At 42.1% G+C, this 23,070-nt stretch carries 23 protein-coding genes; all 23 read left to right on the top strand.

Annotated features, from left to right (window positions below; all coding sequences use genetic code 11):
- Nucleotides 1-37: 37 nt before the first annotated feature.
- On the top strand, nt 38-1,999 hold the full coding sequence (locus tag DWY31_RS01805) for a YgiQ family radical SAM protein (RefSeq protein WP_021860463.1): 1,962 nt from the start codon (nt 38-40) through the stop codon (nt 1,997-1,999).
- Nucleotides 2,000-2,003: 4 nt separating this feature from the next.
- Complete coding sequence (locus DWY31_RS01800; protein WP_118519372.1) at nt 2,004-2,765, top strand: SDR family NAD(P)-dependent oxidoreductase; 762 nt, start codon at nt 2,004-2,006, stop codon at nt 2,763-2,765.
- A 63-nt stretch (nt 2,766-2,828) separates the two neighbouring features.
- Nucleotides 2,829-3,404, top strand: coding sequence for a hypothetical protein (locus DWY31_RS01795; protein ID WP_021860461.1), 576 nt, complete (start codon nt 2,829-2,831; stop codon nt 3,402-3,404).
- 23 nt (nt 3,405-3,427) lie between these two features.
- Nucleotides 3,428-4,450, top strand: coding sequence for an RluA family pseudouridine synthase (locus tag DWY31_RS01790; RefSeq protein WP_118519371.1), 1,023 nt, complete (start codon nt 3,428-3,430; stop codon nt 4,448-4,450).
- A complete protein-coding gene (locus tag DWY31_RS01785) occupies nt 4,408-4,953 on the top strand; it encodes a Holliday junction resolvase RecU (protein WP_021860459.1) in 546 nt (181 codons plus the stop codon). The genes DWY31_RS01790 and DWY31_RS01785 overlap by 43 nt, the downstream gene beginning before the upstream one ends.
- A 106-nt stretch (nt 4,954-5,059) precedes the next feature.
- On the top strand, nt 5,060-6,319 hold the full coding sequence (gene hisZ / locus DWY31_RS01780) for an ATP phosphoribosyltransferase regulatory subunit (protein WP_118519370.1): 1,260 nt from the start codon (nt 5,060-5,062) through the stop codon (nt 6,317-6,319).
- A gap of 25 nt (nt 6,320-6,344) precedes the next feature.
- Nucleotides 6,345-6,980 carry an ATP phosphoribosyltransferase gene (gene hisG, locus DWY31_RS01775; protein ID WP_021860457.1) on the top strand — a complete coding sequence of 212 codons (636 nt, stop codon included), beginning with the start codon at nt 6,345-6,347 and terminating at the stop codon, nt 6,978-6,980.
- 18 nt (nt 6,981-6,998) lie between these two features.
- Entirely contained in the window at nt 6,999-8,294 is a 1,296-nt protein-coding gene (hisD, locus tag DWY31_RS01770; protein WP_118519369.1) for a histidinol dehydrogenase, read from the top strand.
- Nucleotides 8,295-8,308: 14 nt separating this feature from the next.
- The gene (hisB, locus tag DWY31_RS01765) at nt 8,309-8,896 is read left to right on the top strand and encodes an imidazoleglycerol-phosphate dehydratase HisB (protein ID WP_118519368.1); all 588 of its coding nucleotides are present in this window, start codon (nt 8,309-8,311) and stop codon (nt 8,894-8,896) included.
- An 18-nt stretch (nt 8,897-8,914) separates the two neighbouring features.
- Nucleotides 8,915-10,198 (top strand): bifunctional phosphoribosyl-AMP cyclohydrolase/phosphoribosyl-ATP diphosphatase HisIE, encoded by a 1,284-nt coding sequence (hisIE, locus tag DWY31_RS01760; protein WP_021860454.1) that lies wholly within the window; start codon nt 8,915-8,917, stop codon nt 10,196-10,198.
- 75 nt (nt 10,199-10,273) lie between these two features.
- Nucleotides 10,274-10,576, top strand: a complete 303-nt coding sequence (locus DWY31_RS01755) for a hypothetical protein (protein ID WP_118519367.1) — start codon at nt 10,274-10,276, stop codon at nt 10,574-10,576.
- Between the two features lie 39 nt (nt 10,577-10,615).
- Nucleotides 10,616-11,473 carry a dTDP-4-dehydrorhamnose reductase gene (gene rfbD, locus DWY31_RS01750; protein ID WP_118519366.1) on the top strand — a complete coding sequence of 286 codons (858 nt, stop codon included), beginning with the start codon at nt 10,616-10,618 and terminating at the stop codon, nt 11,471-11,473.
- Nucleotides 11,466-12,755: a dicarboxylate/amino acid:cation symporter gene (locus DWY31_RS01745; protein ID WP_118519365.1), complete on the top strand. Its 1,290-nt coding sequence runs from the start codon at nt 11,466-11,468 to the stop codon at nt 12,753-12,755. The genes rfbD and DWY31_RS01745 overlap by 8 nt, the downstream gene beginning before the upstream one ends.
- A gap of 21 nt (nt 12,756-12,776) precedes the next feature.
- Complete coding sequence (gene bioB / locus DWY31_RS01740) at nt 12,777-13,760, top strand: biotin synthase BioB (protein ID WP_118519364.1); 984 nt, start codon at nt 12,777-12,779, stop codon at nt 13,758-13,760.
- 9 nt (nt 13,761-13,769) lie between these two features.
- Nucleotides 13,770-14,336: a chromate transporter gene (locus tag DWY31_RS01735; protein WP_118519363.1), complete on the top strand. Its 567-nt coding sequence runs from the start codon at nt 13,770-13,772 to the stop codon at nt 14,334-14,336.
- A complete protein-coding gene (locus tag DWY31_RS01730) occupies nt 14,333-14,893 on the top strand; it encodes a chromate transporter (protein WP_021860960.1) in 561 nt (186 codons plus the stop codon). The genes DWY31_RS01735 and DWY31_RS01730 overlap by 4 nt, the downstream gene beginning before the upstream one ends.
- Nucleotides 14,894-15,268: 375 nt before the next feature.
- Nucleotides 15,269-16,528, top strand: a complete 1,260-nt coding sequence (locus DWY31_RS01725; RefSeq protein ID WP_118519362.1) for a DUF819 family protein — start codon at nt 15,269-15,271, stop codon at nt 16,526-16,528.
- 141 nt (nt 16,529-16,669) lie between these two features.
- Nucleotides 16,670-17,641 (top strand): dipeptidase, encoded by a 972-nt coding sequence (locus DWY31_RS01720; protein WP_021860962.1) that lies wholly within the window; start codon nt 16,670-16,672, stop codon nt 17,639-17,641.
- Nucleotides 17,642-17,843: 202 nt separating this feature from the next.
- A complete protein-coding gene (locus DWY31_RS01715; RefSeq protein WP_118519361.1) occupies nt 17,844-19,709 on the top strand; it encodes a TIGR03960 family B12-binding radical SAM protein in 1,866 nt (621 codons plus the stop codon).
- Between the two features lie 19 nt (nt 19,710-19,728).
- Nucleotides 19,729-20,439, top strand: coding sequence for a TIGR03936 family radical SAM-associated protein (locus DWY31_RS01710; protein WP_243060357.1), 711 nt, complete (start codon nt 19,729-19,731; stop codon nt 20,437-20,439).
- 54 nt (nt 20,440-20,493) lie between these two features.
- Nucleotides 20,494-20,979, top strand: coding sequence for a Cys-tRNA(Pro) deacylase (gene ybaK, locus DWY31_RS01705; protein ID WP_021860965.1), 486 nt, complete (start codon nt 20,494-20,496; stop codon nt 20,977-20,979).
- Between the two features lie 79 nt (nt 20,980-21,058).
- Complete coding sequence (locus tag DWY31_RS01700) at nt 21,059-21,667, top strand: HAD family hydrolase (protein WP_118519431.1); 609 nt, start codon at nt 21,059-21,061, stop codon at nt 21,665-21,667.
- Between the two features lie 48 nt (nt 21,668-21,715).
- Nucleotides 21,716-23,068 (top strand): aspartate kinase, encoded by a 1,353-nt coding sequence (locus tag DWY31_RS01695; RefSeq protein WP_021860967.1) that lies wholly within the window; start codon nt 21,716-21,718, stop codon nt 23,066-23,068.
- Nucleotides 23,069-23,070 lie beyond the last annotated feature (2 nt).

Genomic DNA, 23,070 nt, shown 5'->3' with positions numbered 1-23,070 from the left:
GAATCTCAGAAGAGATAGATAAGAGGTATAACGATTAATGAAACAGCAATTTTTGCCAATCTGCAGACAAGACATGATCGACCGTGGATGGGAGCAGGTGGATTTTGTATATATTTCCGGTGATGCTTACGTAGATCATCCGTCTTTCGGACATGCAATTATTACGAGAGAACTGGAAGCTTTTGGTTACAAAGTCGGGATCATTGCACAGCCGGACTGGAAAGATAAAAACAGTATAATGATATATGGAGAACCAAGGCTTGGTTTCCTTGTGTCTGCGGGCAATATGGATTCGATGGTCAATCATTATTCTGTATCAAAAAAACGAAGAAGCAAAGATTCCTTTACTCCGGGCGGCGTAATGGGAAAAAGACCGGATTATGCGACAATCGTTTACAGTAATCTGATCCGGCAGGTCTATAAGAAGACGCCGATCATTCTGGGGGGAATTGAAGCGAGTCTCAGGCGTATGGCGCATTATGATTACTGGTCAGATAAATTAAAACGATCCGTACTCTTAGATTCCGGCGCAGATCTTATTTCTTATGGAATGGGAGAGCGTTCGATCATCGAGATCGCTGAGGCTCTGGACAGTGGGATCGATGTGAAAGATATTACTTTTATTGATGGAACAGTCTGCAGAGTAAAGAGTCTGGACAGTGTGTATGATGCAGTTATGCTGCCGGCTTTTGAGGATTTAAAAGCGGACAAGCTCAACTATGCCAGAAGTTTTTATACGCAGTATTGTAATACAGATCCATTTACCGGAAAGAGACTGGTAGAGCCGTACGGCGAACATATGTATATCGTACAGAATCCGCCTTCAAAGCCTCTTTCCCAACAGGAGATGGACGAGACATATAGCTATCCTTACATGCGGACTTATCATCCGTCTTACGAGAAAGATGGTGGCGTCCCGGCTATTTCGGAAGTCAAATTCAGCCTGATCAGCAACAGAGGATGTTTTGGCGGCTGCAATTTCTGTGCGCTTACGTTCCATCAGGGACGCATCATACAGACGAGAAGTCATGAATCCCTGCTGGAAGAAGCAGAACATATCACACAGGATAAGGATTTTAAAGGTTATATCCATGATGTGGGCGGACCAACGGCTGATTTCAGACATCCATCCTGTGAGAAACAGTTAAAATATGGAGTCTGCAAGAACAGGCAGTGTTTGTTCCCGACACCTTGCAAGAACCTTAAAGCGGATCACAAAGATTATGTATCGCTTCTCAGGAAACTGCGGAAGATTCCAAAAGTAAAAAAAGTCTTTATCCGTTCGGGAATCCGATTTGATTATGTGCTTGCAGATAAGGATGATACATTTTTTAAAGAGCTGTGTAAATATCATGTGAGCGGTCAGCTTAAGGTAGCGCCGGAGCATGTTTCAGATGCGGTACTTACCTGTATGGGTAAGCCGCGGAATGAAGTTTATCAGAAATTTACTGAGAAATATAAAAAAATCAATGAACAGCTTGGTATGAAGCAGTACCTTGTGCCCTATCTGATGTCTTCCCATCCGGGATCGACATTAAAAGAAGCTGTTGAGCTTGCGGAATATCTGAGAGACCTTGGGTATATGCCGGAACAGGTACAGGATTTTTATCCGACACCGTCAACGATTTCTACCTGTATGTATTATACAGGTGTGGATCCAAGGACGATGAAACCGGTGTATGTTCCGAAGAATCCGCACGAAAAGGCGATGCAGCGTGCTTTGATCCAGTATCGCAATCCGCAGAATTATGATATCGTGCTGGAAGCGCTTAAGAAAGCGGGACGTATGGATCTGGTAGGTTATGATAAACACTGTTTGCTGCGTCCAAAACGGCACGGTGGGAAGAATCAGGGAACATCCTATAGTAAGAGCCGTGCGCCGGAGCGGGGAAATGATTCCGGTCACAGAAATACATCTGGTAGTGGAAATGCTTCTGGCGGAAAGCGCCCGTATAAAAAGAAAGCAATCCGTAACGTACACAAAAAGAAAGGCAGATGATCCTATGAAAATTGCATTAGTAACAGGAGCTTCTTCTGGCATGGGCAGAGAATTTGCAAGACAGATTGTAAAACTGTACCGGAATCTGGATGAGATTTGGCTTGTGGCAAGAAGAACAGAGCGCCTGCAGGAACTGGAAAAGGAATTTACTGTTCCGGTACGGATCTTTGACGGAGATCTGAACCGAGATTATATTTATGAAAGAATCGAAAAAGAGCTGGAACGTAAAAATGCAGAGATCCGGATACTTGTTAACAGCGCGGGCTGCGGATTGTCCGGCTGTTTCGGAGAAAGAGAGCAGGATACAGAACTTCGCATGGTAAAACTGAATTGTCAGAGTCTTACAAGAATGCTTCTGCTCTGCCGGCCGTTTCTTGGCAGAGGAAGCCGCGTGATCAATCTGGCGAGTGCAGCGGCATTCGCACCACAGCCGGGATTTGCAATATATTCTGCGTCAAAATCATATGTTTACCGTCTGTCCATGGCGATCCGCGAGGAATGGAAACCGGCGGAGATATCTGTAACAGTGGTGTGCCCGGGTCCTGTGGACACAGAATTTTTTGCACACAGCGGTGAACTTCTTGGAAAAAGTAACAAAGTTACAAAAGTGGATCCAAAAGCGGTTGCCAGAAAAGCATTGCTGGATGCGGTGGATCGTAGATGTGTTTCTGTATACGGCACATCTATGAAAGTTGCCAGAATTGCAGGAAAATTGCTGCCGGATGTTCTTAGCGCATATTTGATGCGTAAGTTAAATGGAATCTGATTCGTATCAGGCATGCTGATTGATAAAAGAGGATAGAATAACAGGAAAGAAGGATAATAATAAATGAAGATTGAAAAAGGACGTCCGGGATATATCCGTTTCCGCAAAACAAAATATCTGCTCTGGGCGGTCATTGAATTTGCAGTGGTCATAGCGCTTGTTGTGATCGGTATTGTACAGAGTGGTTCCCGCATGAACTTGCTCACTGTAGTAGCAGTTGTCGGATGTCTTCCGGCTGCAAAGATGCTTGTTGAGTATATTACAATGGCTCCTTATCAGAGCATTGCGTCGGACAAGTGCAAAGAAATTGAAGAAAAAGCACCCCTTCTGACAAGAGTCTATGATCTTGTCATTACAAGTCCGGAAAAAGTCATGCAGGTAGATGCAATCGTCATTTCCGGACATACGGTGTGCGGCTACACCAGCAATGAAAAAACGGATGAGACAAAGGCGGCAAGATATATTAAGGAAATGCTTCACAACCATAAATATGAGAAAGTTACTGTAAAAGTTTTTCATGATTATGTTGCGTTTTTATCACGTGCGGAGGGAATGAACAGTATTGCAGCAATCGAGAAGCCGGATAACCGGAGAAGAGAACGGCGGATACGGCATCTCCTTCTGACAACATCCATGTAAAATATTTATATAAGGAATCGTGTATGAGAGAAATATATATTAAGGAAAATGAATCCGGACAGCGGTTCGATAAATTTTTAAAGAAATATTTAAGTGAAGCTCCGGGAAGTTTCCTGTATAAAATGCTGCGTAAGAAGAATATTGTGCTGAACGGCAGAAAGGCAACAGGTAGTGAAAAGTTAAAAAAAGGGGATCAGGTGAAACTGTTTCTTGCTGATGAAACACTGGAGAAATTTACCGGAAAGCAGGAAACTGCACATAGTAAGAAAAAGCTTCCAAAGATCCAGATGCCTGTTGTGTACGAAGATGAAGATGTTGTTTTTTATAACAAACCGGCCGGGGTGCTATCCCAGAAAGCAAAGCCTTCGGATGTATCGGTTGTCGAATATTTAATGGAACATTTGCTTGAAACGAAAGCTTTGAGGCAAGATGATCTTAAGACATTCAGACCATCCATCTGCAACCGGTTGGACCGGAATACGAGCGGCCTTATTACTGCCGGAAAAAGTCTGGCGGGATTACAGAAGCTTTCAGAACTTTTCAAAGACAGGACACTGAAAAAATATTACCTCTGTCTTGTGAAAGGAACAATCGATAAAAGAGCACATATCTGCGGCTATTTACAGAAAGACAAAGCGACCAACCAGGTGCGAATTGCAAAACAGGCCGGCGCTGATGCAGTTCCAATCGAGACAGAATATGTTCCGGTTGCATGGAATCAGGAAATAACACTTTTGAAAGTGCATCTGATCACCGGACGGACGCATCAGATCCGCGCACATCTGGCATGGCAGGGACATCCGCTTCTTGGTGATCCGAAGTATGGTGATCCAAAGTGGAACCGGAAATGGAACGGAAGAATGAAGACAGCACAGACAAGACAGATGCTGCATGCATATGAACTTGTAATGCCGGAGATGAATAAGACATTAAAGAAACTTTCCGGGCGAACGTTTACAGCTCCGGTTCCGGAAGATTTCTATAAAATCATAAAGGAGATAACATGGGAACATGGAACTCAAGAGGTCTTAGAGGTTCAACATTAGAGGATTTCGTAAACCGGACCAATGAATATTATATGGAAAAAAATCTGGCGCTGATCCAGAAGATCCCGACACCGATCACGCCGGTCCGCATGGATAAGGAACACCGGCAGATCACACTGGCATATTTTGAACAGAGAAGTACAGTTGATTATATCGGTGTTGTGCAGGGCATTCCGGTATGCTTTGATGCAAAAGAATGTGTGGCAGATACCTTTCCATTACAGAATATCCATGAGCATCAGATAGAGTTTATGGGCAGATTTGAAAAACAGGAAGGAATTGCATTTTTTTTGCTTTATTATTCAGCAAAAAATATACTGTATTATATGCGCTATGAAGAAATGATGAAGTTCTGGAACCGTGCAAAAAAAGGCGGCAGAAAAAGCTTCCGTCTGGAAGAACTGGATCCGGAATTTTTTATGGAATTAAGGCGTGGAAGTCTTGTTCCGTATCTGGACGGGATTAATAAAGACCTGGATGTCCGGGAGCAGAAACAGAAGTAATGGCAGGCTTTGTCATATACTTGACAAAGAATCAGAAAATGTATATAATACGGAAAGGGTTTTAACGTATTAGCACGCTAAAGTGAAAGAGCTAACAGGAGGTCATATGAAGAAAGTATTGCATACACCGGAAGGAGTCCGGGATATATATAATGTAGAATGCGGAAAGAAACTTGCACTGGAGAGCCGTTTAAAGAAGACGTTCCATTTATATGGCTATCATGATATCCAGACACCGATGTTTGAATATTTTGATGTGTTTCGTAAAGAAATCGGAACAACGGCATCCAAAGATTTATATAAGTTTTTTGATAAAGATGGAAATACACTTGCACTGAGGCCAGATATCACACCGTCCGTTGCAAGAGCAGCAGCAACACTGTTTGGTGAGGAAGAAGTGCCGATTCGGCTTTGCTATACAGGTAATACATTTATTAATCATTCCAACTATCAGGGGAGATTAAGAGAAGTCACACAGATGGGCGCAGAGCTGATTGGTGATGATTCCGTGGAAGCAGATGCAGAGATGCTTGCACTTGTGATTGAATCGATGCTTACAATTGGCGTGAAGGAATTTCAAATCAGCGTGGGGAATGTTGATTTCTTCCAGAGCCTGATTGAAGATGCATCGCTGGATGAGGATGCAAGAGAACGCGTCATTGAACTAATCAATAACCGGAATTATTTCGGTGTGGAAGAATATCTGGACAGTATTCTTGTAAAGAGAAGCTCCAAGGAAGCTTTTGCAGCACTTGGAGAAATGGTTGGCGGAGTAGAGATCCTTTCCCAGGCAAAAGATCTTGCGCCTAACTCTGCCGGTATTATGGCAATCAGACGTCTGGAACATATATACGACATTCTAAAATTATATGGAATGGAAAAATTTGTAACATTTGATCTGAGCATGACAGGAACTTACGGATATTATACCGGTATTGTTTTCCGCGGTTATACTTTTGGAACCGGAGATGCGATCGTAAAAGGTGGACGTTACGACCATCTGTTGGAGAAGTTTGGTAAGAAATCACCTTCTATTGGATTTGCAATTGTCATTGATGAGCTGATGAATGCGATGAACCGACAGAAACTCCGCATCGTATATACAAGAAAGAATACGATCATTTTATATGATGAAGGGAAGACAAAACAGGCGGTTATGCTTGCAAAAGATTTCCGTAACAAAGCAAAGAATGTGGAACTGATCAAGAAAGCGGATGGCAAGATCCTGGAAGAATATATTACTTATGGAAAAGAGTATTATGCAGGAAACCTTGTATATATAAGAGAAGATGGAGAAGTGGTCATGATCAATCTTGTGACAGGTGAACACAAGATTGCCGGAAACGGAAAGAAGACCACATCATAATATATAAGAGAATGGAGTTTTTACTATGAGATATCTTACATTTGCCCTTGGAAAAGGGCGTCTGGCAAGACAGACGCTGGAACTGTTTGAGAAAATTGGTATAACCTGTGAAGAGATGAAAGACAAAGATTCCAGAAAACTGATCTTTACAAATGAAGAATTGAAGCTTCGCTTCTTCCTTGCAAAAGGACCGGATGTACCGACTTATGTAGAATATGGTGCAGCGGACATCGGAGTTGTCGGAAAAGACACGATCCTTGAAGAAGGACGTAAAGTTCATGAAGTTCTGGATCTTGGTTATGGGAAATGTAAAATGTGTGTGTGCGGTTATAAAGATGCAATACCGTTATTGAAACATCATGAGCTGATCCGTGTCGCAACAAAATATCCGAATATTGCAAAAGACTATTTCTACAACACAAAACACCAGACTGTAGAGATCGTAAAATTAAACGGTTCGATTGAACTGGCACCGATCGTTGGTCTTTCTGAAGTGATCGTGGATATTGTAGAAACGGGTTCCACACTGCGTGAAAACGGTCTGGAAGTTCTGGAGGAAGTTTGCCCACTGTCTGCGCGTATGATCGTCAATCCGGTAAGCATGCGTATGGAGAGTGACAGAATTAAGGCATTATTAATGAAATTACGCGCACAAATATAGGAATATAGGAGTGATAAAATGAGAATACAGCATCTCGATAAGAATACAAAAATGAATCTGCTGGAGGATCTTTTAAAGAGAAGTCCGAATAACTATGGCAAATATGAGCAAGGTGTTGCAGAAATCCTGGATCATGTACGCAGCGAAAAAGATGCGGCTGTATTTGCATATACAGAAAAATTTGACGGAGCAAAGATTGATGCATCGAATATTAAAGTAACAGAAGAAGAGATTAAAGAAGCTTACGAATTAGTCGGCGAAGAGTTAACAGGTATTATCCGCAAGGCATTATTTAATATCCGTGATTATCACGAGAGACAGCGTCAAAACAGCTGGTTTGAGAGCAAACCGAATGGAACAATGCTTGGACAGAAAGTTACACCTCTTCAGAGAGTCGGCGTCTATGTACCAGGCGGAAAAGCTGCTTATCCGTCTTCTGTCCTTATGAATATCGCACCAGCGAAAGCTGCAGGAGTTGACGAAATCGTAATGGTAACACCTCCGGGAAAAGACGGAAAAGTCACACCGACAACACTGGTTGCAGCACATGAAGCAGGTGCTGATGTTGTATATAAAGTCGGCGGCGCACAGGCGATCGCTGCACTTGCTTATGGAACGGAGAGTATCCCGAAGGTTGACAAAATTGTAGGACCTGGAAATATTTATGTTGCACTTGCAAAGCGTGCTGTATACGGACATGTAAGCATTGATGCGATAGCAGGCCCAAGTGAAATCCTTGTAATCGCTGATGAGACAGCAAATCCACGCTATGTAGCTGCGGATCTTCTGTCCCAGGCAGAACATGACGAGCTCGCTTCTGCAATTTTAGTGACAACCAGCCAGAAGCTTGCAGAGAAGGTATCTGAAGAAGTAGACGGATTTTTAAATGAACTTTCCAGAAGTGAGATCATCCGCAAATCACTGGATAATTATGGATACATACTGGTAGCAGATACCATGGAAGAAGTGATTGACATTGCGAATGAGATTGCTTCGGAACATCTGGAGATCCAGACAAAGAATCCGTATGACATTATGACACGCATCCGCAACGCAGGAGCTATTTTCATTGGCGAATATTCCAGTGAACCGCTTGGAGATTATTTTGCAGGACCGAACCATGTCCTTCCGACAAACGGAACAGCAAAATTCTTCTCACCGCTTTCTGTTGATGATTTTATTAAAAAATCAAGCATTATTGCCTACTCACAGGAGGCACTTGGTGCGATCCATACCGATATTGAAAAATTTGCAGAAGCAGAACATCTGACAGCACATGCAAATTCCATCAAAGTACGTTTTGAGAAGAAGTAAGGAGGATGTAAAAAATGAGCAGAATCGTTACTTGTGAAAGAAAAACAAAAGAAACCGACATTTCCATTACGCTGAATCTGGATGGAACCGGAAATAACGATATTCATACGGGGATTGGATTTTTTGACCATATGTTGGACGGATTTGCAAGACATGGACTGTTCGACCTGACTGTTCGAGTAAATGGCGATCTGGATGTAGACAGTCATCATACGATCGAAGATACAGGAATTGTGCTTGGAAATGCCATTTTAAAAGCCATCGGAGATAAAGCCGGTATCAAACGCTTTGGGAATATGATCCTTCCGATGGATGAGACGCTAGCACTTTGCGCGGTAGATCTGTCCGGTCGTCCATACCTTCGCTATGATGCAGAATTTACAGTTCCGAAGATTGGTGACATGGACACAGAGATGGTGAAAGAATTTTTCTATGCTGTTTCTTACAGCGCAGGAATGAACATCCATCTTAAGATCATGGATGGTGAGAACAATCATCACATGGCTGAAGCACTTTTCAAAAGTTTTGGAAAAGCGCTTGATATGGCAACTATGGATGAACCACGGATCAAAGAAGCGTGGACGACAAAAGGAAGTCTTTAAAGGAGTTTTTGAACATATATGAGTTATAAAAGATTGATTCCCTGCATTTTTATTGCAGGTGGGAAGGCTGTAAAATGGTTTAATGATAAGAGCGTATTACAGGACGATGTGATCGCACTTGCAAAATACTACAGCGATCACGGGGCAGATGAGTTGCTTGTGTTCGATCTTTCTACATCTGATGATGAGCACGAAGAAGCCATTGACTTGATGCGCCGTATTAATCGCTTGATCCGTATCCCAATGGTAGCGGGTGGTAATATCAAACGGCAGGAGGATGTAAAGAAGATTTTGTATGCCGGAGCAAAGCGTGCAATGCTGAATTTTTCCAAACCGGACAGTGCGAAGGCAGTGGAAGAGGCGGCAAAACGTTTTGGAAAAGAGAAAATTGCAGTATCGCTGAATGATTTTGATGCGCTTTTCAAACATCAGCATCTAATTGATGAATATTCCAGTGAGATTGTGTTCATGCATCGTCTGGATCTTAATTCGGTTATGGACGTAACGGATATTCCATGTGTAATCGTAACAGATACGCTGGAAAAACCGGAGTTATTCAAGATACTTAAATGTCCGGGAGTGAAAGGGCTTTCAGGAAAATATGTCAGTCAGCCGGATATGGATTTTGTGGAATTTAAGAAAGAGTGTTCAGAGGAAGGCATCCAGATGACTTCTTTTGAAAGTATTATGGAATTTTCACAGTTTAAGACAAATGAGCAGGGGCTGATCCCGGTTATTGTACAGCATTATAAGACGAGAGAAGTATTGATGTTAGCCTATATGAATGAAGAATCATTTGATCAGACGATCAAAACAGGGAAAATGACTTACTTCAGCAGAAGCCGCCAGAAGCTCTGGGTGAAAGGTGAGACAAGCGGGCATTTCCAGTATGTCAAGTCGCTGACAATTGACTGTGATTATGATACGTTACTTGCAAAAGTAGATCAGGTTGGTGCGGCATGTCACACCGGTAATCCGACCTGCTTTTTCCAGCACCTTGCAGGAACGGAATATAACGAAGCAAATCCGCTGGAAGTTTTTGAAATCATCTATAATACCGTTGTAGACAGAAAAGAGAATCCAAAAGAGGGTTCTTATACGAATTATTTATTTGATAAAGGAATTGATAAGATTTTGAAAAAAATCGGCGAAGAGGCAACGGAGATTGTGATCGCTGCCAAGAATCCAAGTGCAGAAGAGACGAAGTATGAGATCTCGGATTTCCTTTATCATATGATTGTATTAATGGTTGAAAAAGGACTGAACTGGGAAGATATTGTAAAAGAACTGGCAAGCCGCTAATGCGCGTGCACTGTCTTTTCAGGTATAGAACCGAATATCCATGCATATCCTAGAGTGGAAAGGATGTGACCGGGATTGAATGAAGCAGAAAGACGAAGGCAGAAATTATTAATGCGGACACGGGAACTGTACCGGGATTCTTATGACTCTCCGGCGGTACACCCGAGATATGGAGTGGCATACCGTTTGCTTTATGAAGAGCCGCAGGAATTTAAGAGCGGTACACTGGGGCTCCGGCTTTTCATAAGCTTTCTGCTGTTTGCTGCATTTGTTGCAATGGATTACAAAAAGGATGAGTTTATGAGTGTGAACAGCTCAGAAATCATTCAAATGATCTCTGAAGATACATCGGCGTTTCCGATTCTGGAACACCGGTAATTTCATGAGTAAATGAGGAACGAAAGAGGAGGATGAAACATGTTAAAAATATGGATTGCAGGATCGGCAGGACAGATCGGAACTGCTATTAACGAAGTGTTAGATCCACTGGAGATGGAAGTTTTTAACACAGATAAAGATGAGTTGGATATCACACAGACAGATGAAGTATTAAGCTTTGGTGAGATCAACCGTCCGGATGTGATCATCAACTGTGCCGGAATCACAGATATGGAACTTTGTGAAAAAGAACCGGAACTGGCGTACCGTGTTAATGCGCTCGGTGCAAGAAATTTAAGTATTGTCGCACGTAAGATCGGTGCTAAAATCGTTCAGATATCTACAGATGATGTCTTCGATGGTAACAAAAATACGCCTTACAGTGAATTTGATGATACGAATCCGAAGACCGTGTACGGACGCTCTAAGAGAGCCGGTGAAAATTATGTGCGGGAATTTACACACAAACATTTTGTGATTCGGAGTAGCTGGATTTTCGGACATGGCGATAATTTTGTGACATATGTATTGCGGAAGGCGGAAAGTGGAGAACTAATCGAGGCTGCAATAGATGAGACCGGATGTCCGACCAGTGCGAAGGATTTGGCACGTATTATTTTGTATCTTGTTACAACGAATGAATATGGAACCTATCATGCAACATGTAAAGGACTTTGCAGTCGATATGATTTTGCAAGAGAGATTCTATCTCTGGCAGGTCTTCATGCAGAAGTAAAAGAGATTTCAATTGCAGATTCTAAAGAACATCTGGTACGGCCAGCATATGCGGTTCTGGATAATTTTATTTTACGGATCATTGATGTATATGAAATGCCGAAATGGAAACAGTCTCTTGAGGAATACATTGCCGAGTGGAAGGAGGAGACTCATGAGTAATACAAAAGAAAAGAAAAAGATGGGACTTACTACGAAAATATTCATTTCCCTTCTTGCAGGAGCGCTGTTTGGTGTGATTTTATGTTATCTTGTCCCGAAAAGCAGTATCAAAGATGATGTAATCGTAGAAGGAATTTTATATGTAATCGGACAAGGATTCATCCGTTTGATGAAGATGCTTGTTGTTCCACTTGTATTTTGTTCGATCGTATGTGGAAGTATGTCGATTGGAGATACAAAAAAACTTGGAACAGTCGGCGTGCGTACACTCGTTTTTTATCTGTTTACAACAGCCGTTGCAGTTACAGTTGCGTTATCTGTCGGTAATTTGATTAATCCTGGCAAAGGACTGGATATGAGCAGTATTCAGCAGAATGCTGCGGAAGTGGAGTCCATGAAAGCAACTACACTGACAGAAACGCTCCTGAATATCATTCCGGACAATCCGCTGAATGCGCTGGCAAACGGAACAATGCTTCAGATTATTGTATTTGCACTGATCGTCGGTGTTATTCTGGCAAAGCTAGGAGAGCGTACAGAGACAGTCAGCAATTTCTTCAGTCAGTTCAATGACATCATGATGGAAATGACAATGATGGTCATGGGACTTGCTCCGATCGGAGTATTCTGCCTGATCGCACGTACTTTTGCCAATATCGGTTTCAGCGCATTCATTCCGCTTGCAAAATACATGATCGGTGTCCTGCTTGCACTTGCCCTGCAGTGTTTTGTTATATATCTGGGACTTTTAAAAGGATTTACAGGACTGAATCCGTTCAAATTTATTAAAAAATTCTTCCCGGTTATGGCGTTTGCATTTTCAACAGCAACATCCAATGCTACCATTCCGCTTTCCATCGATACGCTGTCTAAAAAAATGGGTGTATCCAAGAAAATTTCGTCCTTTACGATCCCGCTTGGTGCGACGATCAATATGGATGGAACAGCGATTATGCAAGGTGTAGCTGTTGTGTTTGCGGCACAGGCATTTGGAATCCATCTTTCTCTTACCGATTATGTTACGGTTATCGGGACAGCGACACTTGCATCTATCGGAACGGCCGGAGTACCAAGTGTAGGTCTTGTTACACTTACAATGGTATTTAATTCTGTAGGACTCCCGGTTGAGGCAATCGGACTGATCATGGGTATTGACCGTATTCTTGACATGACACGAACAGCCGTTAATATTACAGGTGATGCTGTATGTACAACAATCGTTGCACATCAGAACAAGGCGCTGGATCGTGAGGTATTTAATAAAAAGGAAGAAAAAGCTTAAGATAAAAGGAGAGATGCTTCTATGAAAGAATGGTTGAAACACTGGGATGAGACAAAGAGACTTACGAGAGAGGAAGCAATTAAAATTTTAAATCTTCCAAAGGAAGACATGGATGATCTGATCGCATGTGCCTATGCGCTCCGTACAAAGTATAAAGGCAAGAAAGTAAGCGTACAGCTTCTGACTAATGTCCGCAGCGGAAACTGTTCACAGAACTGTGCATATTGTGCACAGTCCTGCGAGTCGCATGCGGCCATTGAAAAATATCGTCGTGTTTCGGATGAAAAACTTTACGGGGATAACGATCTGGTAGATGACAAGCATCTGGCAAGACACTGTATCGGTCTGAGCGGAATTCAGTTTTCAGATGCAGAGATTGAAGATCTTGCAGAACGTATCCGGGAAATGAAGAAGAAAGGAACGCAGATCTGCTGTTCTATTGGATTTCTGACGGAGAAACAGGCGAGACTTTTAAAAGATGCCGGACTGGACAGGATCAATCATAATCTGAACAGCAGCCGGAGATTTTACCCGGAGATCTGTACGACGCACACTTACGAGCAGCGTGTGGCAAATATACATATGCTTCAGGATATCGGCTTCGAGATCTGCAGCGGTGGTATTATCGGAATGGGAGAGAGCAAAGAAGATGTTGTGGACATGCTTCTGGATCTTCGTGAAATTCATCCGGAATCTGTACCAATCAATTTCCTGCTTCCGATTCCGGGGACACGACTTGCAGACAGGGATATTTCCGGACTTACACCGGAATACTGCATGAAAGTTTTATGCCTTGCAAGACTTATGATCCCGACTTCAGATATCCGTTGTGCGGCCGGAAGAGAAGTATATTTTAAAGGAATAGAGCCGACGCTTTTCAAAGTTGTTGATTCGATTTTCGCATCCGGATATCTGACCGCAGACGGTCAGGGGATTGATGCTACAATGCAGATGATTCGAGATGCCGGATTTGATGGTGAAATAGAGTCTACAGACGAAGAGTAGGATAATACAATGAAAAAAAAGAATAGTAAAATACTTCGGACTTTATTTTTATCAACTTTATATTTAAGCACATTCACCTTTGGAGGTGGATATGTCATTGTGTCATTAATGAAAAAAGATTTTGTCGATGCCAGACACTGGATCGATGAGGAGGAGATGCTGGATCTTGTGGCAATCGCCCAGTCAGCGCCGGGGGCAATTGCTGTCAACGGCGCGATTGTTGTCGGATATAAACTGGCAGGAATTCTAGGCGCATTCGTTGCTATTTTCGGAACAGTTATCCCTCCTTTTGTCATTATATCGATATTATCTGTCTGCTATCAGGCATTCCGCTCCAACCTGCTGGTTGCACGGATGCTGGAAGGTATGCAGGCGGGTGTGGGAGCTGTGATTGCTTCTGTTACTTTTGGGATGGGATGTTCGGTTATAAAGGAGAAAGATGTGATATCCTTGCTTGTTCTGATTCTTTCATTTCTTCTTGCATGCAGCGGGGAAATTAATATCGTCTGGATTATTCTCGGATGCGGAATCCTTGGTGTTATACGGACTATGCTTGAAAGGAAGGTGCGGAAATGATTTATATCCAGCTTTTCCTTAGTTTCCTTCAGGTTGGATTATTCAGCTTTGGCGGTGGTTATGCAGCGCTTCCGCTTATTCAGAGCCAAATCGTCGATGCGCACAGATGGCTGGATGTTAAAGAATTTACAGATCTTATTACATTATCACAGATGACACCCGGACCGATCGCCATCAATTCGGCAACATTTGTCGGAATTAAAGTAGCAGGAGTGCCGGGAGCGCTTGCAGCAACACTTGGGAATATCCTTCCGTCCTGTATTATTGTGACAGCTATTGCGAAACTATACTTAAAATACCGGAAATTAGATTTGTTGCAGGGAGTTTTGAAATCCCTGCGCCCGGCAGTAGTCGCACTAATTGCCTCTGCAGGAGTCAGTATTTTAAAAAATGCTTTCTTGGAAGCAGGCAGTGTACTGTCTGTCACTGGTATAAATATACCGCTTTTCGTAATTTTTCTGATTTGTCTGATATTATTATGCTGGAAAAAATGGAACCCGATTATAGTCATGCTACTGGCAGGCATACTAAATGTCATATTTTGTTATGTCAAATAGTGAAGAATTTTTGGGGATTTTACCAAAGACTAAGGTACAGATTTTATTCATTTGCATATACGATTTAAAACACCTTTTTGCAAAATATACAAAAAGGTGTTTTTTTTATGTACAATCAGATTAAAATAGATCAACTTAAAGTGTATGAATTGTGGAAAAGATGAAAAAACTATCTAATTTTTATACAAATAAGATAATATCAAACAGCTTTCACAATGCTACAGTGAATTGAAAATATTTTTCAGCATATTGACCAAAATTTCAATAAACTATTGTTATTGTTGAAAAATGTATGTATAATAGGGATAAATCAGATGAATATATAAGGTTCATCTATAACAGTCGTGAAACAATGAGAACGAAGGAGGGTATTCTATGTTAAGTTCAGTATTTCAAAATCTAGTCGGGCGGGAATCGCTCATCGCAGCAGAAGATACATGGGCATTACTCGCAATCATGTGTCTTGGTGTTGCTTTTTCTATCTACTTAGAGCAAAAGTACAATTGGGCATCGAAAGTTTCCGGTGCGATCCTGGCACTGATCATTGCAATGGTACTTGCAAACTTAAGTATCATTCCTATTCACAGTGTACTGTATGACGATATTGTCTGGGGTATGATCGTACCAATGGGTATTCCGTTATTGCTTCTTCAGTGTAACCTTTCCCGTGTATGGAGAGATACCGGTAAGATGTTGATCGTATTCCTGATCGGTGCAGTTGGTACAGTATGTGGTGCAATTATTGCATTCTTTGCACTGCGTGGACCATTCGGTGATGCAAGCGGACTCGCAAAAGTAGCAAGTATGATGACCGGTTCTTATATCGGTGGTGGTGTAAACTTTGCAGCAATGGCATCACAGTATGCGGCAGGTGAAGATTTAACAGCGGCAGCAACAGTTGCAGATAACCTTTTGATGGCTGCATATTTCTTCGTACTGATCGCATTTGCAGGTATGAAATTCTTCCGTTCACACTTCGCACATCCACATATTGACGAAGTAGAAGCGGGAATTTCAAAAGACGCTGCTCAGACACAGGCTGCAGCATTTTGGAGCCGTAAAGATATCTCTTTGAAGGATATCGCTTACAATATTGCATATTCTGTAACAATCGTATGGGTTTCACAGTTTATCGCTGGAACGATCAGCGGAGCTGTTGGTGAGAATGCAACTGGATTTATGGATTTCATCGGTAAATTCTTCGGAAGCCAGTATGTATGGATCACAACATTCTCAGTAATCGTTGCAACATTCTTCCATAAACAGGTAGAAGAGAATCTGCATGGCTCACAGGAGATTGGTACTTTTTTAATCTACTTATTCCTGTTTGTAATCGGTGTTCCGGCAAACATTATCACAGTAGTTACAAAGTCACCTCTGCTTCTTGTACTTACAGCTATCATGGTTTGTGTAAACATGTTATTCTGTTTCATCGGAGCAAAGATCTTCAAATGCGATTTGGAAGATGCGATTATTGCCTCCAATGCAAATATCGGTGGACCGACAACAGCTGCCGGTATGGCTATTTCACAGGGATGGAGCCGTCTGGTTGGACCTGCAATGTTAGTAGGTACTCTCGGATATGTAATCGGTAACTACCTTGGAACTATGATTGGAGTTCTCTTAGGAGCATAAGAATTACATAATATATTGAAAGCGACTGGTAAACGGCGCGTTCCCGTAAAAGGGGACGCGCCGATTATAAAAAATGGGATTTTATAAATGTCGGAACTGAAAGCAGAATGGATTAGACAATGTAAGAAAGGATGGTAGATTATGTATTTTGACGCACATTCGGATATTTGGTGTGATGTAACCGCACGTAGATTAAAGGGCGAAACCGATGTATTACGCAGACGTCATCTGGAAAGGCTTAGAAAAGGCGGCGTAGAAGGAAGCATTTTTGTAATCTGGGTAGATCCGCCGTATGATGTAGATTATGTAAAGAGAACAAAAGAGATTATGCAATGTGCAAAAGCGGAGGCTGAGGAATGTGATGAAATCCGTATTGTACATAACTACGCAGAGATGATGCAGGCGAAAGCTGATGGCAAGATTTATGTATTTCATGGAATTGAAGGACTCGCAGCAATCGGGGAAGATATTTCTAAGATCGATGAATATTATGATTTTGGCTGCAGGCATGCAATCCTTACGTGGAATGAAGCAAATGCACTTGGCGCAGGCGCAAACTCCGGCGAATCCTACGGACTTACGGAAACAGGTAAGAAAGCTGCCAGAAAAGTACAGGATAAGGGCATGATCCTTGATATGTCACATCTGAATGAAGCTGGTTTCTGGGACTGCATGAAGCTTGCTACGAAGCCAATCATTGCTTCTCATTCAAACTGCCGTGCGCTCTGTGATGTGCCGCGTAACCTGACAGATGATCAGCTTCGTGCCATCCGTGATGTAGACGGTGTTGTCGGACTTAATTCTTTCAAAGACTTCATTGATCCGAGAGGACCGGAACAGACCGTTGAGAATCTTGCAAGACATGCAGATCATATGATCAATGTAATGGGCATCGATCATGTTGGCTGTGGATTTGATTTCTTTGAGTTTATCAATGATGAGGCGATGGGAACTATGACAGAAGATTCCAGCCCGGCAGCACACGGTATGAAGGATGCTTCAGAGATTCCGAATCTCTTTAGCTGTTTCGAGAAGATGGGAATGACCAAAGAAGAGATGGATAAGATTGCCAGAGTTAATTTTCAAAATCTTGTTAAACGGACAATTGGATAATAAAAAAATTTAAAAACATGCAATTCGAAGGCTCCCTTTTCAGGGAGCCCTTTTTAGGTTACCATAATAACCAGTGAAAGCTGCCAGTGACAGGTTATGAAGTGATTTGGGAAAAAATACTTCCTATTTACCAATGTGTTCAATTTGTGGTACAATTAAACGAGTGTATGCAAAGAGAACATTTAAAAACCAAGGAGTAACCATGAGAAAATTAGCATTAACTGATGATATATTGATGAAGATCGAGAAGCCGGCGCGCTATATCGGAAACGAAGTGAATTCGGTCATGAAAGATAAGACGAAAGTCGATATCCGGTTTGCCATGTGTTTCCCGGATGTGTACGAGATTGGAATGTCACATCTTGGAATCCAGATTCTCTATGATATGTTTAACCGTAGAGAGGATGTCTGGTGTGAGAGAGTTTATTCACCGTGGACAGATCTGGATGCGGTTATGCGCGAGAAGAAGATTCCGTTGTTTGCGCTGGAATCGCAGGATCCGATCAAAAATTTTGATTTCTTAGGCATTACGATCCAGTATGAGATGTGTTATACGAACATTTTACAGATTCTGGATCTGTCCGGGATCCCGATAAAAACAAAAGACAGAACAGAAGAAGATCCGATCGTGATCGGTGGTGGTCCATGCACGTACAATCCGGAGCCACTGGCAGATTTCTTTGACCTGTTTTATATGGGTGAAGGCGAAACCGTTTATGATGAATTACTGGATCTTTACAAGAAGAATAAAGCAGCAGGAGGCTCCAGATGGGATTTCCTTGAGATGGCTGCAGAAGTAGAAGGAATATACATTCCGTCTTTTTATGATGTAGAATATAAGGAAGATGGTACCATCCTCTCTTTTACACCGAACAATGTTCATGCAAAAGAGAAGATTAAGAAGCAGGTTGTAATGGATATGTCTAGTGCGCCATATCCGGAAAAACCGGTTGTACCTTTTATTAAAGCAACACAGGATCGTGTCGTACTGGAGATCCAGCGCGGTTGTATCCGTGGCTGCCGCTTCTGCCAGGCAGGAATGCTATATCGCCCGACAAGAGAAAAAGACGTAGAAGTTTTAAAAGATTATGCATATAAGATGCTGAAAAATACAGGACACGAAGAAATCTCTCTAAGTTCTTTAAGTTCCAGTGATTATAGTCATTTAAAAGAGCTGGTCACATTTTTGATTGATGAGTTTAAGTCCAAGGGAATTAACATCAGTCTGCCATCGCTTCGAATAGATGCATTTTCGCTGGATGTAATGGGACAGGTGCAGGATATCCGCAAGAGCAGCCTGACATTTGCGCCGGAGGCTGGGTCCCAACGTATGCGTGATGTCATCAACAAAGGACTGACAGAGGAGATTATTTTAGATGGCGCAGGACAGGCTTTTGAAGGAGGCTGGAATAAGGTAAAACTTTATTTCATGCTGGGATTACCGACAGAGACCGAAGATGATATGCGTGCTATTCCAGAGCTGGCAGATAAAATTGCAAGACGTTATTACGAGATCCCGAAGGATCAGCGGAACGGAAAATGCCAGATTACGACAAGTACATCGTTCTTTATACCGAAACCGTTTACTCCGTTCCAGTGGGCGAGAATGTATACGAATGAAGAATACATCTCCAGAGCTGCGATTGTAAAACACGCATTTAACGATCAGTTGAACCGGAAGAGTCTGAAATATAACTGGCATGATGCAGAAGTAACGGTATTGGAAGGTGTTTTTGCCAGAGGAGACCGTAAGACTTCCGCAGTTATCGAAGAAGCTTATCGTCTGGGATGTCTGTATGATTCCTGGAGCGATCAGTTTGATAATAATAAATGGATGCAAGCGTTTGAAAATACAGGACTGGATATTGCATTTTATAATCACAGAGAGCGTTCACTTGAGGAAGTGTTCCCGTGGGATTTCATAGACATTGGCGTGACGAAAGATTTCCTGAAACGGGAATGGAATCATGCAATGAACGCAGAAGTCACACCGAATTGCCGGATGAAATGTTCCGGTTGTGGTGTGGCAAAATGGAAAGGAGGTGTCTGTATTGAAAGCAAGAATTAAATTCCGTAAATATGGAGTAATGCGTTTTATTGGACACCTGGATGTGATGCGTTTCTTTCAGAAAGCGATCCGCAGGGCAGAGATCCCGATTGCATTTACGAGTGGATACAGCCCACATATGATCATGTCATTTGCGCAGCCGCTTGGTGTCGGTGTGACAAGTGACGGAGAATATTTTGATATTGAGTTGACAGAAGCAATCGCCTCAGAGCAGGCAGTTGCACAGTTAAATGCTGTGATGGTCGAGGGAATTGAAGTTACCGGTTTCCGTGAGATCTCTTCGGATAAAAAAGCAAGCGGTATGACGATCGTAGCTGCGGCAGATTACAAAGTGACTCAGCCACAGACTTTTCAGCATGCGGAAGATATAAGAGTACTTTCGGAAAAATGGAAAGACAGTGTGTGTGCATTTATGAAAGAACCGCAGATCATCGTATGGAAGAAAACAAAACGAAGTGAGAAAGAAGTCGATATCAAACCGATGATTTACGATATGCATGCAGAGGATGACGGCATTTTTCTGTTCCTTGCAACAGGTAGTGAGCAGAATTTGAAACCGGATCTCGTAATGAAAGCGTTCCTGCGCTTCATCGGTGAAAATCCGGAGGAAGTACCGCTTCATTTCCACCGCTTGGAAGTATATGCGAAGAATCCGGAATCAGCAGGTGGAACAACAAAAAACGATTTCATTTCGTTGGAAGACCTGGGAAAAGACATTGTAACCACTTAAATATGTGTGCTTATACAGATATAAACATGAATGATATAAAGGAGTGAACTTCTTATGAGCAAGAAGGAATTAAAGACAAATGCCATGCGTATGCTGGACCGCATGAAGATTCCTTATGAATATGAAACTTATGAATGTGAAGACTTCACGGATGGTATTGAAACTGCAGATAAACTTGGATATGACCATGCGCTTGTATACAAGACGCTTGTGACGACCGGCAAGAGCGGTGAACATTATGTGTTTGTCATTCCAATCGAAGCAGAGATTGATTTTAAGAAGGCAGCAAAAGCGGTCGGTGAGAAATCGCTGGAGATGCTGCATTTAAAAAATCTGACAAAAGTAACCGGATATGTGCGTGGCGGCTGTACGGCAATTGGAATGAAAAAACAGTTTCCGACAGTCATACAAAAAGATGCGGAAGAACTTACGCAGATGCATGTCAGTGGCGGTAAATTAGGAATGCAGTTAAAACTTGCTCCGGCGGATCTTAAGAAGGCAGCAAAAGCACAGTTTGCAGACGTTATCCGCGATCATTAAAAATCTGCGGATATATGGGAAATATTTCCGTATACAGTTTTTGGAAACAAAGTACAATCAAGAAGAGAAGGAAGAAAAAATGATACCTGAATTAAGGGAGAATACCAATACAGTTATTTTTGATATTGGAAATGTATTAATTTATTTTGCGTGGAAAGAATATCTGGAATCATTAGGATTTTCAGAAGAGACGACCAAGCATGTGGCGGATGCTATGTTTTGTAATAAAGACTGGGATGCAGGAGATTCCGGTCTGGTAACAACCGAAGAATGGCTGGAACTTTTTATAGAAAATGATCCGGCGTATGAGAAAGAGATACGGACAACCTTTGCTGGATTCGGAGCATCTATCGTACCATTTCCTTTTATTGAAGAATGGTTTGCATATTTTCGCGAAAAAGGAATGAAGCTTTATTATCTGTCTAATTATTCGGATGAAATGTTCCGTCAGTCAGAAGAAAAGCTTGCGTTTTTAAAGAGTTTTGACGGCGGTGTGTTTTCATGGCAAGAAAAATGTATGAAACCGGATTCAAAGATTTATCAGATATTATTAGACCGATATAACATAGATCCAAAACATACAGTATTTTTTGATGACCGTGTCGCGAATGTGGAAGCTGCCGAGAAATTCGGCATACAGGGCATCCTGTTTCATACAGATATTCCATTGCAGATGATGGGAAAATAAGGTAATATAGTAGCAGCAAAAGAAAAGGCAACCTGGAGGAATACAAAAATGTTAATTAAAGTTGTTAAATTCGGAGGAAGTTCACTGGCAAGCGCCGAACAGTTTGAAAAAGTCGGTGCGATCATCAGAAAAGATTCCAGCAGACGTTATGTGATTCCGTCTGCGCCGGGAAAACGTACCTCTGACGATACAAAAGTAACGGATATGCTGTACAGTTGTTATGGACAGGCAATCCTTGCATATGACGACGAAGAAAAAGAAGAACACATGGAGAATTTTGAGAATCTTCTGACTGCGATCAAAGCACGTTATCAGTCAATTATTGACGGACTTGGACTTAAAATTTCGCTGGAGGAAGATTTCAAGATTATCCGTAAGAATTTTCTTGCCAAGATTGGAAGAGATTATGCGGCATCCCGCGGTGAATTTCTGAATGGTAAGATTATGGCTGAATATCTCGGATATACATTCATTGACGCAGCCGAAGTTGTTTTCTTTGATGAAGAAGGTAATTTTGATGCAGAAAAGACCGATGAGGTGTTGACTGCAAAACTTGCAGATATAGAACGTGCGGTAATTCCGGGATTTTACGGTTCTGAACCGGATGGAAGTGTGAAAACATTTTCCCGTGGTGGATCGGATATTACCGGATCTATCGTTGCAAAAGCGGTTCATGCAGAGATGTATGAAAACTGGACAGATGTATCCGGATTCCTGATTACGGATCCAAGAATCATTCCGAATCCGAAACCGATCGATGTGATCACATACCGCGAACTTCGTGAGCTGTCCTATATGGGCGCTACGGTTCTTCACGAAGATGCCATTTTCCCGGTGCGCAAGGAAGGTATCCCGATCAATATCCGCAATACGAATGCACCGGAGGATAAAGGAACTCTGATTGTGGAAGCAACATGTCAGAAACCACGTTTTGTTATTACCGGTATTGCAGGTAAGAAGGATTTCGCTTCTGTAACTGTGGAGAAAGCGATGATGAACTCTCAGGTTGGGTTCTGCCGTAAAGTGTTGGAAGTTTTTGAAGAGAACCATGTTTCTATCGAACATATGCCATCCGGAATTGATACGATGACAATTTTTGTTCACCAGGAAGAATTTGAAGAAAAAGAGCAGAAAGTGATCGCAGGCATTCACAGAGAAGTGGAACCGGATTATCTGGAACTGGAATCTGACCTTGCACTGATCGCAGTTGTAGGACGTGGAATGAGAGCAACCAGAGGTACTTCCGGACGTATTTTCTCTGCGCTTGCACATGCAAATATTAACGTCCGTATGATCGACCAGGGTTCCAGTGAGCTGAATATTATCATTGGTGTCAGCAACCATGATTTTGAAGGTGCGATCAAAGCAATTTATGATATTTTTGTAACTACACAAATTTAGGA

The sequence above is a fragment of the Dorea sp. AF24-7LB genome, assembly GCF_003478575.1.
Taxonomy (GTDB): Bacteria; Bacillota; Clostridia; order Lachnospirales; family Lachnospiraceae; genus Dorea_D; species Dorea_D hominis.
The sequence above is the reverse complement of the archived record's forward strand: the minus strand, read 5'-3'. Positions and strand labels throughout refer to the sequence as shown.